Origin of the sequence: Methanosarcina siciliae T4/M (assembly GCF_000970085.1) — an archaeon.
Classification (GTDB): Archaea; Halobacteriota; Methanosarcinia; order Methanosarcinales; family Methanosarcinaceae; genus Methanosarcina; species Methanosarcina siciliae.
This window is the reverse complement of sequence record NZ_CP009506.1, coordinates 4,840,973-4,853,624: the sequence shown is the minus strand read 5'-3', so window position 1 is coordinate 4,853,624 and position 12,652 is coordinate 4,840,973. Positions and strand designations below refer to the sequence as shown.

General features: G+C 47.5%; 8 protein-coding genes. 1 reads left to right on the top strand and 7 read right to left on the bottom strand.

Annotation, left to right across the window (positions count from 1 at the left end; translation table 11 throughout):
- Positions 1-3 precede the first annotated feature (3 nt).
- The gene (mcrB, locus tag MSSIT_RS20285) at positions 4-1,308 is read right to left on the bottom strand and encodes a coenzyme-B sulfoethylthiotransferase subunit beta (RefSeq protein ID WP_048174268.1); all 1,305 of its coding nucleotides are present in this window, start codon (positions 1,306-1,308) and stop codon (positions 4-6) included.
- A gap of 421 nt (positions 1,309-1,729) precedes the next feature.
- Between mcrB and mmp10 the strand changes: the two genes are divergently transcribed.
- Positions 1,730-2,965, top strand: a complete 1,236-nt coding sequence (gene mmp10, locus MSSIT_RS20280) for a methyl coenzyme M reductase-arginine methyltransferase Mmp10 (protein WP_048174267.1) — start codon at positions 1,730-1,732, stop codon at positions 2,963-2,965.
- Between the two features lie 360 nt (positions 2,966-3,325).
- Here mmp10 and MSSIT_RS20275 read toward each other — a convergent pair whose 3' ends face one another.
- From MSSIT_RS20275 to MSSIT_RS20240, 6 genes are all read right to left on the bottom strand, one after another.
- Positions 3,326-6,766, bottom strand: a complete 3,441-nt coding sequence (locus MSSIT_RS20275) for a DNA polymerase II large subunit (RefSeq protein ID WP_048174266.1) — start codon at positions 6,764-6,766, stop codon at positions 3,326-3,328.
- A gap of 33 nt (positions 6,767-6,799) precedes the next feature.
- Entirely contained in the window at positions 6,800-7,054 is a 255-nt protein-coding gene (locus MSSIT_RS20270) for a hypothetical protein (protein ID WP_231590147.1), read from the bottom strand.
- Between the two features lie 85 nt (positions 7,055-7,139).
- On the bottom strand, positions 7,140-8,222 hold the full coding sequence (locus tag MSSIT_RS20265) for an L-threonylcarbamoyladenylate synthase (protein WP_048174264.1): 1,083 nt from the start codon (positions 8,220-8,222) through the stop codon (positions 7,140-7,142).
- A gap of 148 nt (positions 8,223-8,370) precedes the next feature.
- Positions 8,371-9,657 (bottom strand): type III ribulose-bisphosphate carboxylase, encoded by a 1,287-nt coding sequence (gene rbcL / locus MSSIT_RS20260; protein WP_048174263.1) that lies wholly within the window; start codon positions 9,655-9,657, stop codon positions 8,371-8,373.
- A 355-nt stretch (positions 9,658-10,012) separates the two neighbouring features.
- Positions 10,013-11,164 carry a CobW family GTP-binding protein gene (locus MSSIT_RS20255; RefSeq protein WP_048174262.1) on the bottom strand — a complete coding sequence of 384 codons (1,152 nt, stop codon included), beginning with the start codon at positions 11,162-11,164 and terminating at the stop codon, positions 10,013-10,015.
- An 882-nt stretch (positions 11,165-12,046) separates the two neighbouring features.
- The gene (locus MSSIT_RS20240; RefSeq protein ID WP_048174259.1) at positions 12,047-12,280 is read right to left on the bottom strand and encodes a hypothetical protein; all 234 of its coding nucleotides are present in this window, start codon (positions 12,278-12,280) and stop codon (positions 12,047-12,049) included.
- Positions 12,281-12,652: the final 372 nt, after the last annotated feature.

Here is a 12,652-nt window from a genome sequence, read left to right as displayed (position 1 = left end):
TGTTTAGAGCGCTCCTGCAACTGCCTTAATCGGCTGGCGGAATTCCTCAATCGATCCGAAAACGTCACCGATGAGACCAGATGTTGCTTCGATTGTGAACATCTGAGTACCTGCATCCAGAGCTACTGCTGCGCATACGCAGGGAATTGCGAATCCTCTGGAGTGCCTGGTAACTACGTGGTTACCATTGAAGACACCGGGTCCACCGCCACCATAGATTGAGTGGCTGAAGAATGAGAATCCTACTGCGACACCCTGTACTTTACCGTAGTCGCATCCTGGGAGACCGGTTTCCTTCTCAAGGATGTCGTTGAAGTACAGAAGTGTTGAGGAGACGTTCTGGGCTGCACGGCCTGCACCACAGTTTACAAAAGTAGCTGCAAGGGTACCGGCTGCGGCGTAAGCGTTCCACATTGGGACGTCGTTTGCCTTATAGAATTTGTATCCGGAAGGTGCGGTCTTGTCAACGGAGATTACACCGTCTTCAACTGCCCTGCCGACAATTGACTCGATGACGGTTCCGATGGTACCGTCCTTTCCATTTTCCTTTACGATATCATATACCATGTTGTTGGCGTTAAGACCCTGGCAGGCAAGACCGAGGAGCTGCTGTCTCTCGAACATACCGACTGCGCCGCCCATCTCAAAAATACCGGACTGTTCGTAGATTGAGGAGAGAGCTGCTGCGTTCATTGCACCACGGCTGGTGATTGCTGCAACGTGGTTGGCCATGATGTTCCTGAGAGAGAAGCCAAGACCTTCGTTGTTCTGGGGGATGCTCAGGATACCCTGAATCTGTCCACCCATCAGGTCCATTGTCTGCGGGTAGCTACCCCAGACAGCTGCCTTTGCAATGGGTGCGTCATACATGTCGGTTCCGAACATGTCAATGATGGTCTGGGTGACTGATGCTGCACCGACGGTGGTTGAGGACATGAAGTCAGCACCGGCGGCAATTCTGGACGAGGGGGCCTGAATAAGAAGGCTCTTTCCGCCCTTAAGGACCTTAACATTGGTGTCGTCGCCTTCGTCGACCTGGACGAGCTTCTGAACATTTTCTGCAATAGCATCAGCGTTGCCTACAAGATCGTAGTTGAGTCCGCGGCCTAAGATCTGACGGCCCTTGCCGCCCATCTTGCCGCTGGCAAGTGCGCCCTGAATACCTGCGAGGTTGACTGCAATGGACCGCTTGGTGTCCAAGATAATCTTTTTAATTGCTGCGTTTCTTGTTGGAGCAATGGACATAATGTCGACATTGCTCTCGAGCAGTTTTCCTCTGTCGTCGTAGATGTCTACTGTGTCAGACACTTTAATTTCCTCCTTAATTTATTAAAATCATTTTGGGACTGGTCACCGACTAGAGTGCTAAAAAGCACTCACAAATCAAGTACCGCGTCGTTTTTAAGTGTCCACTTTCCCAATGAAATCTCATTCGTTTAGAAGGTACTTAAATCTTTTGTGTTCTCCGCTAGATGAATTTATGGATTTTTTTAAAAATCATTTTATTAAGGTAAAATCTATTTTTCTTGTTTTATATAAAAAAACGGTAGCAATGAAAAAAATAAATTTCAGGGTTACTCAAAGATACCAAAATTTTCCTCCAACACTTATTTAAGTATTTTTCTGAGAAAAAAGCAATATGATTTAATTTTTTTTAAAACGTAGGGGTTATATCAGGCGAATCATACCAAAAAGATTTAGTAATATACTCGTAATACGAAAGTTTAATATGGAAGTAGTTGTCGATGTAGGCGGAAATCCCGGGGTAGACTGCAAAGGTTTTTGCAAATACTGCTACTTTAAGAAGGTCAAAGACGTTCAGCCCCTCGGCTGCAAGTATTGCCTCCCATTCAAAAAAGGGTGCGATTACTGTACTCGCAGTGTAAAAGAATCGTATTCAGGCTTCAAGTCCCTCCAGATGGTACTCGAAGAAACTGCAAACAAACTTTACTTCACAACCGGAGAGGTAAAAAAATTCACTGTCAGCGGAGGAGGAGACTTAAGCTGTTATCCCGAACTGAAGAATCTTGTTACTTTTCTCTCTCAATTCAACACCCCGATACACCTGGGGTATACCAGTGGAAAAGGCTTTAATAAGCCGGATGATGCTCTTTTCTACATAGACAACGGAGTTACGGAAGTTAGTTTCACAGTCTTTGCGACAGACCCGGCTTTGAGAGCCGAATATATGAAAGATCCCGAGCCCGAAGCTTCCATCCAGGTTCTCAGGGACTTCTGTGCCCACTGCGAAGTCTACGGGGCAATAGTGCTCCTTCCAGGAATAAATGATGGAGAAGTCCTCGAAAAGACCCTCTGTGACCTTGAAAATATGGGGGCAAAGGGAGCTATCCTTATGAGGTTTGCAAACTTTCAGGAAAACGGTTTGATTCTCAATAACTCCCCTATCATTCCGGGAATAACTCCACATACGGTATCCGAATTCACCGAAATCGTACGCAGTTACGCAGCAAAACATCCTTCCATGAGAATCACAGGAACGCCACTGGAAGACCCGTTAATTGGCTCACCTTTTGCAATCCGTAATGTACCGGAAACCCTTTCAAAACTTCCCATAGTAACCAAAAAAGCAACTATCATCACCGGTCAGGTAGCAGCCCCCAGGCTTACGGAAATATTTGAAGCCCTTGGAGGAACTGTAAACGTGGTTCCGCTGAAAAAAGACATTGGCTGTCTTATTACAATTGACGATTTCAAGGCTCTGGACCTCTCCAAGGTAACTGAAACGGTCTTTATTCCGGGAAGAGCTTTCGTTCATGATATGGAAGTCAAAGAAGCCCTTGAAAGAGACGGAGTGAACAGGATCGTACGTAGAGGGCCTGAGCAGCTTTCCGTTGACGGGGAAATGTCCATAGGCATGACAAGGAAAGAGGTTCTGGAACTGGAAGTAGAAAACTTCACGGAGCTTATCGGTCAGATTAACTCTCTGGGACTGCCTCTTGAGTAAAACCCAGATTTACCGGAAAGGCTTTAAGTCGAAATCTGGAAAAGAGCTAAACAGTAGTAAAAAAAAGATACCGATAAGGATATAGATATTAAAACAGACACTATATGTATTCAGGCACCATTATATATATAACGGGAAAGTAGATAGGAAAACATCCTATTCAATAGTGGGACTTTTGTTCATAAAAAGCGGTCGGAATATAAAAAGTCCTGTTTTCCAGAAGAAGAAAACTCCTGCAGAAGTCTTTGGAGGCATTATTAATAAACATTCCGATTTGTTTCGGCTTTCAGATTGCCCTATCCCCCTCCCGGCCGACCATTAATTTTTTTTTTAGATGATGTACAGCTCTCTGTCTCTGCTTCAGCGCGCAGACCCGGACATAAAATCTGAAAGTCCCATCTGCTTGACCTTGTGGTTTTCAAACAAAGAGCGGATATCATAATCCAACAACTCGATCCTCTGCCTCGTATAGCTGGAGACCCCGTACCTTTCCCCGATCTCTTTTGAAATCTCAAGGTATTTGCGAACAGCCCCTTCATGCACGGTCAGTACTACATTACCTCCGCATTTCGGGCAGGCTCCGGTAAGAGGGGGACGCCTGAACTTCTCTCCGCACTTGATGCAGCGCATCCGCTGTCTGGAAAAGGAACGGAGATTCCCTATCAGATCCGGAAGGAAATGGGATTTTAAAACCCTTTCAGCTACATCAGGAGCGTCCACTGCCCTTATCTTGTTAGCAAGGGAGAGTTGAGCCTCCATCTTTTCAATCATGCTTCCAAGAGTCTTATATGAAGATTTCAGGGGTCCTGCGGCAATATCTGAAGTGTTGTGGGTAAACATGAAATGTTCGTACTGCTCGGGAGTTCCAAGCCGGCTGCTGATAAGGTCCATAATACCTTCAAGTTCGGTGGGATTTTTGATTTCCTGCGTAGCTCTGTAAAACTCAAGAGGATAACGTGCAGACACGTCGATGTTATGGGCTTCCTTATCCACTTCCTTGGGGTCGATCCTGGTAGTCAACACCAGGGGAGCATCCATCTTCCCCCCTCTTTTGTCGGGAAGATATGCTCTCGAAAAATTGAGAATTCCATCCATAAGAAGCATTATGCAGTCTTCATCCCCATCACAATTTCTGCGTTTTGAAGCATGAAAAAAAGGATGAGCATAACCGACGGAAGCTTTGGTAAACCCTATAAGGCGCCCGAGCACTCCTGCAGAAGTATGGGGAGCAAGCCCTATGAGCAGTACCCCCACAAGGTCTTGGATAGTTTCGGCATTGTAATAGGGCTCTACCTTATAATACTTCACAAGGAGGTCATCCACGTATTGTGCAGTACGCAGAATATACTTGGCCCCGTCATAAGAGATCACAAGGTCCTGCACCTTCAGGCAGACGACCTGGTCGTCCCTCTCAAGGGTTTTTCCATAAATATCTTCCCTGTAACCGAGTTCCCGGAGTTTGGCTGCCGTAATTCCAAGTTCATCAGCCCTGATATGGGTAAGGGGAATATCAGACATATCGTAGCGTACAGTTCCGTCCTTAAAAATATAGACATTATGTTTTGCGCGCAGGATTCCTTTTTCCAGAGGTTCGGGAGTCATCTGTCCGTTCATAAGCCGCTTTACTCCCTTGATTAAATCCATTTTTTCCCTTTCGCCTACGTTCTCAAAAGCCTTCTTATAAATGGAACGGAAATCAAGTTTTACGTTTGCAACGGAAGTCGGCTTTCTCCCGCATTTGGGACAGGTCTCGGCCCCTCTAACATCTATCTTGCAGCGGGGGCAGGAAAGTTTGGGATTTGTAAATTCCCCGCATTCGCAGCGCCAGAAATAAGTTTCCTTCCCGCAGGCGGGGCACTCTCTCAGCCCCAATTCCACTTCAATCTCCCCTATCTTCCCGTTCATGCAGGAAGTGTAATCAGAAGCGGAAACAAGGTTTCGAGTAATTCCTCCGCAATTGCTTATCGGGAAGAGAACCTGAGCTGCAGGGGACATCTTGCGCAGGTCGGACTTTTCCGGCCTTCCCATGCGTGCCCCTATCCTTGAAGGAGCCCGGGGATAGACCTTAAACCCGCTCAAAACACCTGCTGCTTCCACCATATCATCTGTTTCTGGCATGCTGGCTTTTTCTTCAAGGGAATTATCAAGCCCGAGACACAAAACAAACGGAAGAGCCTCTTCGATAAGGGTTTCTCCCTCTTTTACCCTGTGCAGTACAAGGAGCTTTTCAAGCACAGGCTTTATTCCATCTTCAAAAGAAGCTGCAAGGGGCAGTTTAAGAATTCCTTCCCCGATCAGGAAAGTCCCATTTTCAACTACGAACTTTCGGAGAGCTTCAAACTCATTCCGGTTTATGTCGTGCCAGAGATAGGTAAACTTCGGGTGCAGTGGCACATTATACTCCTCTGCAAGCCTGAGGGCAAGGGCAGATGAGGGGTTTTTCAACTTTTCTTCTGGAATTTTCTCGGGGCAGGCTGCCTGGTAGTCGTACTGCCACCACTCGAAAACATAAGGTGAAGGCATGAGAGGGTGGTTATTTTCCAGGAAGTCCCCGTAATTTATCAGGATTTCTCCGATATCGATAATTGCTTCTACCTGCGGGCGAACTTCATATGCCTCCTTTATATTATCTATACGAACAAGGTCTCCCGAAAAAAGCCTTACAGTAGGTCCCTCTATGGAGTCAACGGCCGACATGGCTGCGGCTTTTCCAGGCCTTTCGACCTTGAGCTGGGTCCCGTTAGTTATAAAATCGTCAAGCAAGACCATGCTGGCAGGATTAATCCCTGCCGAAGCAAAGGAAGTATTTCTTGACCGCCCGTACCGCAGCCTGAAACCTCCCGGCCTGGAAGGATGAGAAAACACAGGCCTTCCGGCGATCAGGTCCCGAATATATTTGTCCTTTGGCTTGATCTTACTTTTCTGATCATCTTCAGCACTCCCTCCGCTTTTAGCCCCTCCGATAAGGGTTTCCAGCCAGTCCCAGCCGTCCATCTTTAACTTATTGACGTGCTTTTTGACCTTGGGGGCCTTGAGAGCTAGCCCTTCGGCAAGTACCAGGCACATCCCTCCCCGGACCCGGTTCGTCCCTATCCTCTCGAGGTCCCTGTGCCCTTCGACCTCAGCTTCTTCAGTCGGGTCCCCATCAATACATACAGGGCAGTTCCGGACTATAAGCCGGATTTCATCTTCGGAAGGCGTGTACTGCAGGCTTGCAACCCTCTTGTAAAGCAGGATTTCTTCCACATAACGCTCTACTTCCTCTTCTCTTGGCTTGTAACGGTCAATCCCGATCCCACGCCGCACATAGTCCCCGACAAGCACGGAAAGGGCCTGCGCAGTCCCTCCTGCGCTCCTTATGGGCCCGGAATAAAAGATACGGATATACTGAGAGCCGTCGTCGTTTTTTCCGAGGTCTACCTTGTCAATTCCTTCGATAGGAGCTGCCACCACCCCTTCGGTCAGGGTTGCCATGGAAACACGGATAGCGGCTTCTACAGCATCTTTTTTTGTCGGGAAGTTTCCGACTACTCCTTCAGCGACCTGTTTCCCGATTTCAAGAGCAGCTTCTTCCCTGGACATTCGGGTCTCAAGTTCCCGGATCTTTGCAGCAACCCCCTGGACACCGATAAGGTTTTCGACCCTATCTGCAAGGTCTTTGGCAAGGGGAATTTCCACAGTGGGCTTTGGATCTCCACCCTGAGCCCGGGCCCTGTTTGCAATCTCAATTGCCTCTTTTAACCTTGCCTCAAGCCCATCGAAGTATTCATGCATTTCTTTACTTGCAATCGTTTCACCCATATTGAAAAGCCCCTTTTGGAAAAGAAGGAAAAATTATCTCTGCTTGCGCAGGGATCCCGCAGCAAAGAGCCCTGAAATCGAAGTCACAAAGAAGATAGTAACCCCTGCCACGACAAGATAGTACCCTATACCAACACCGAGTATAGTAATATTGAGAGTCATCAAGAGCAGACCAACAGCCAGAATTGAGAGGCTTATAGCCGTCACTTTTTTGTTCTGGTCCCGGACTTTTTTATAAGCCCGAGCTTTTTCCATTCTTTCTTTTTTTTCTGCGTTCAAGGGGATCACTCCAGGTATCTGAAAAATCACTAACTATCAAATCTGACTGTCAAACTCTCACTTATACTATTGCAATTTAACCGGAACACCCTAATTAAACAGAATACCTTATAGAGGCGGCCTCTCTTAACCGGTTAAGGAGGGCAGCTCCAAGACCTGAAGGGGAAAAGGAGCCGTCAGCCAGAATCACGTCCAGACTCTTTGCATCCAGAACCCGGAGTCCTTCAAAAAGCCTTCTGGCAGCTTCTTCCGGTTCTTCGCGGGACCCGAGCAAGAAGCATTCCTGTGCACTCAATTCGCCAGAAGTAAAAAAACCTGTGGTCTCATTACTGAGCAGAAGCCCGACTTTCTTCCCTGAAAGCCGGGAATTTTCGAGCAGGGCACCAATCTTTTCAGAAACCCTTTTTCTGTCCCCTTCCACAAGCACGACCTGCGTATCAGGGGTATAATGACTGAATTTCTGCCCTGCCTGTTTTTCAGGCACAGCCCTGGAATCAGGTTCTCCATATGTGGACCTGACTTTACCTATAACCCTTTCAAGCTCGACAATGCCCACAGCTCCCGGTCGCAGCACTACCGGGGGTTCGACCGTCATATCAACAACAGTTGACTCAAGCCCTATGGCTGCCCCCCCTCCGTCAATGACCGCATCAATCCTACCGGTGAGGTCAGCCAGAACATGGGCCGCCAGGCTGGGGCTGGGTTTCCCTGAAAGGTTCGCACTCGGAGCAGCAAGAGGAGTACCTGCCCTTTTTACAAGTTCCAGAGGAATCCTGTGGTCAGGCATGCGGAGACCTATCGAAGGCAGGTTTCCCGAAGTAATTTCCGGGACAATGTCTTTTTTCTCAAGTACGATCGTAAGGGGGCCGGGCCAGAAAGCTTCCATAAGCCTGAACGCTTTTTCAGGGATATTTTTTGCGACCTTTCCGACGTCTTCCCCGGAGTGGACAAGCAGGCTGAGAGGGTTGCCGGGCGGCCGTTCCTTTGCTTCGAAGATTTTCCTGACAGCTTCAGGGTCCAGCCCATTAGCTCCAAGCCCGTAAACGGTTTCCGTAGGGAAGGCGACTGTCCCCCCTCTCCGGATAATTTCTGCCGCCTCATCAAGGACGGCGTCAAAGTTCTCTTCGGAGACCCTGAAAAGCTGGGTCTCTCTTTTATTTCCGTTTTCTACCTTCACCAGAGGTGAACTCCTTACTGCTTATAATTCTGCTATTGTTTCTTTTACAGCCTGTAACCGGTATTTAGAAGTTTGTATCTTAGCAACCTTTTTCTGAATAACCTGGACTATACCCTGGACTTATTGTGCAGCCGCTCATTATGTAGCTTTATTTCTTCAGCCATTTCCCGAGAGCAACTTCAAGTTCTTTGTGGTCCTTAGCATAGTCCTGCAGGCTGATGCCTTCAAGGCTTGCTTCAAGGGCCTGCCTGCAGGCAGCGGCTCCGGCTGCCGTGCCCATCGGGTGAGCATGGATTCCTCCGCCGAACTGCATAATGACTTCTTTTCCGAAAATAGAGTAAAGGTCAGGAATCATTGTAGGGGCAAGCCCTCCGGATGCTACCGGAAACATCGGTTTTAGCCCTCCCCAGTCCTGGGCAAGGACATGCTGTTCTGGATCTGCGGGTACGGTATCGAGCACACATTCGTCCCTGATCGAAAGGACTTCGTTCTTATCCCCGTGCATCTTCCCGACAACGGTACCGATATGGAGCTGGTCAAGCCCGATCAGCCGGCAGAGTTTGGCCACGAGCAGCATACTGACCCCGTGCCTCGGGTTCCTTGTGAATGCCGAATGCATGCAACGGTGGGCGTGGAGCGCCAGGCCTTCATCTGCGGCTGCTTCCCGGAGGGTCTGGAGGGCTGTCCAGCCCGTGGGCACGATGTCGATCATGGCGTAACTTGCCCCGAGATCCTTTAGCACGTGCAGGCGCCGTACCATTTCCTTGCAGGTAGGAGCCGTGATATTGCACAGGTACATTTTCCGCTCCCCGGTTTCTGCTTCCGCTTTTTCCGCAACTTTCAGGGTGAGTTCCGCCCTCTTTTCAAATCCGTTGAACTTCTGGTCAGTAAGGTTCTCGTCGTCCTTTACAAGGTCGCAGCCCCCGGCAAAAGCATTGTATGCAACTTCAGCATGCATTTCCGAGGTCAGGCCGACCTTAGGCTTGACGATTGTCCCTACAAGGGGCCTGTCTTTAACCCCAACGATATCCCGGACCCCGGGAAGCCCGAAGTTCGGTCCCTCAAACTCCCGGAGCATGGATTTCGGGAAGGTGATATCCTGCAGACGCAGGTTGCCCACAATCTTCATGCTGAAAATGTTGCCCGCCACCGCGCTCAGGACCTGGGGGACGGACCCGAGTTCGAAGAGCTCCTCGGAATAAGCCACCCGGACCGTTTGGGTATTTGCATCCAGGTAAAAGATGTGAGGTTTCAACCTGGCTGCAAGCCCGGGGCTAAGAGTGGAAATTTCAGTCCAGGAATCGATGGAGCTTTCCCCTGCCATATGGGTGGAAGCTTCCTCAAAACTGATTCCTGCTGCCGGTTCAATATGGAATTCACAGATCAGATCCGTGTCTATCGGGCTGTAGCCCGGGTCTACGTAGTCCCTGCGCATCTTTAATCTCCTTGTTTGTATAGAGTAAATTCTTTTCCTTCTCTTTGTTTGTATAGAGTAAATTTTTCTCCTATATGATAAAAATGAAGTTCTGGTTGAAGGAAGTACCTGAACATAAATAAAAATTTGTTCATTTGAAAGCTTTGGAAGCAGAGTAGAAATGCAAGAAGAAGGAAAAAAGCAGGAAAGAGAAGAGAAGGAGAGAAAAAGGAGAAGAACAGGAAAGAGAATGAAGAAGAGAGAAAAAGATAGAAGGAGAGAAGGGGAAAAATATTACGAAGGGGAAAAATATTACGAAGGGGAAAAATATTACGAAGGGGAAAAATGTTACCTCAACAACGGAAAGTTACCACATTCAATGTTCGTGAGAACTGGAAGCTGCATGCCAGACTTTCTTGATTTCCGTCTGCCCTTTTTCAAACTGCTCGGTTACAGCTTCATTGATGGCTTCACTCAACGCTTTCTGGGATACATCCGTAACAGCGGAAAAAACCTTCATTTTTAATCCCGTATCGCTTCCCTTTTTGAAGATCTCAATTTCAGGGCTTGAGGCAGCAGAAGTCACACTGCCCCGGATAAGGGTGTCCAGATGGCTGAAGGAAAGCTTTATGTGTCCCGTAAAGTCAGGGTTCAGGCTCCGGGCTCTGCTTCTTATACTTTCAAGAAGTTCCGTGGAGACAAATATCGCATCATCGAGGGTCATGCTATCGGAAAAAACTTCAAACTCCGAGGAATATGCCGAGACTCCGGACATTTCAACCGAGTCTCTCCCTTCCGGGGGCATTTTTTCGCCTACCTGTAACCTGCAAGCTACTGGAATTCTGTCATGCGATGGGGTTCTTTCCGATGCAGAGCCTTCCATTTGACCTCTTTTATTACTTTTGGAGATCGTAGATTTTTTGATGCTTCCGGTGTTCCCCTCAAGCAGTATTTCCACGATCTCTTCGATCTCTCCGTCTTCCCTGGCAGAAAAATGAATTATCCGGGCTTTTGGGTTCATTTTGCGCAGGAAAACACAGATTTCCAGAAGGCGCACCCTGTCTATGAGGTCGACCTTGTTGATACAGAGCACTTCCGCATCCTCAATCTGGTATTTGATGAAATTCTGGAGGCCTTCTTCGGGCTTAAACCGGCTCGCATCAAGGATGTTCACTATGGGTGCCATGGAAATCCCCGGGATATTCATGGCTGAAATGTTGTCTTTTATCTGTTTCGGGAAAGCAATTCCCGTGGGCTCGATAATCACTGTTTCCGGGCGGTAGTCTTGCATCAGGGCTCTCAGGGTTTGTTCCAGGCTGATCCGAAGAGTACAGCAGATACAGCCACTGGTGATCTCCCGGGTCTCTACCCCTCCGGCCGAAACCGTGTCCCCGTCAATCCCGATTTCTCCGATTTCATTCACAATTACCGCCGTTTTTTCACCCTTTATTCCAGGAGTCTCCACAAGTTTCCTGATAGTTGTGGTTTTTCCGCTTCCAAGGAAGCCCCCCAGTATTATACATCTCATGTTCGCACAACCCTTTTCCTCGTTTCCTCTTTTACGCATAATAAGTATTGTAAAAAATCGATTGAAGTTGACGACCAGGACTCCACATACAGTAATTATAGCAACATATCTAGCAACATATAATGGAGTGGAAGTAATGGAGTGGAAATTCAAACCTCTGAAAAATTCAGATGATAAGATTCAGATGATAAGATTCAAATGATGAAATTCAGATGAGGAGAGGGTAAAGCCTTCAAACCCGTAAAAATGGCAAATACGGGTTTGAAGGGTACCACTCCCTGGTTCAGAAGGCTGATGCCCTCTTGGCCTGGAGGTTACTGGGGTCCGGGCATCGGGCCCTATCTTTCGTTTTTGGCTATTGGTCCCGGTTTTTCGGACTGCTTTAAAAGCCCGTTAAAATGGCAAATGCGAACTTTTCGCAGGTACCCGACCGGGGATTTTCTTTCTGAAATACAGACTCCATGTTTCCCTATGCACTGGGAAATAAATATTAGTGCATGGAGAGGGAATTGGACACTGAAGGTCTGCTTCGAGGGATATATATTATAACAGTATCTTGAGAAAGGGAAAAAGTACTGTCATCAATTTGATTTAGTTATTGGAAATTTATCGGTCTGTTTAACTATTAGTATGACCCCTATCCGTAAATCGCTGTTGAAGTTTTAGCGACCGGGGTTTCCGGTTTATGCAGGCAGGTGACTCAGGGAAGTCTCAGAGAACCGAATCAAAATCGCTGATAATTTTCCTTAGCAGCATCTGCAGGTGCGAAAATCCGGAAGCCAGCCATTTCAAGGAAATTTTCTTTTCTTTATCGTTTTCATATATTTCTGCGAGAGCGGAATAAGTCATTCCCGCCTGGAAAGACAGCTCCCCGACTTTCGACTAACTGTCCGTTTGCAGGAATCCGGGATTTCCCGTGCTTGAGGAACATGCCGTTTTCAGAGGGTTTCCGCAGATTTCATACCCCGGCAGGTAAAGCTCAAGAACCGAGTATCTGAAAGAAAAACATTCTGAAGAGCAGTTGAAACCACGGTCATATGCCCCGAAAATGTTCCTCGAAACCGTTGTTGAGATCTTATTTTTCCTGTTCCGGACTTTCCTGAACTTTTCATTCATTTCCACCTCTCAACATCAATATATTATGATATAGGACACTCTTCACTGATGTATAAGGTAATGACGTTCCGGTGATCTTTTTGTAGGTCGTTTTGCAGGTTCGCTTTGCACATTCGTATTACAGGTTCGTTTTGCACATTCGTTTTGTAGGGGCGTTTTGTAAGGGCGTTTTGTAAGGGAGTTTTGTAGGGTTCGCCAGCACTTTCAGGAAGATTTTCCTGAAAGGAAATTTCCTTACAGTTCAGTGAAGAGGCCGGATTATTCTGAAATTGGGTTTTTCTGAAATACAAACCGGATTTTATACAAGTAGCAGATTCTTTTGTGGAGGTAGGGGACAGCCCTGAGGGCTATCCCGTTTTGTGTGGATTTTTT

Coding starts and splice junctions, on each gene's coding strand:
- rbcL (WP_048174263.1), bottom strand. CDS start 9,657: ATGCGCAGGGACTACGTAGACCCGGGCTACAGCCCGATAGACACGGAT.
- MSSIT_RS20275 (WP_048174266.1), bottom strand. CDS start 6,766: ATGGGTGAAACGATTGCAAGTAAAGAAATGCATGAATACTTCGATGGG.
- MSSIT_RS20240 (WP_048174259.1), bottom strand. CDS start 12,280: ATGAATGAAAAGTTCAGGAAAGTCCGGAACAGGAAAAATAAGATCTCA.
- mmp10 (WP_048174267.1), top strand. CDS start 1,730: ATGGAAGTAGTTGTCGATGTAGGCGGAAATCCCGGGGTAGACTGCAAA.
- MSSIT_RS20255 (WP_048174262.1), bottom strand. CDS start 11,164: ATGAGATGTATAATACTGGGGGGCTTCCTTGGAAGCGGAAAAACCACA.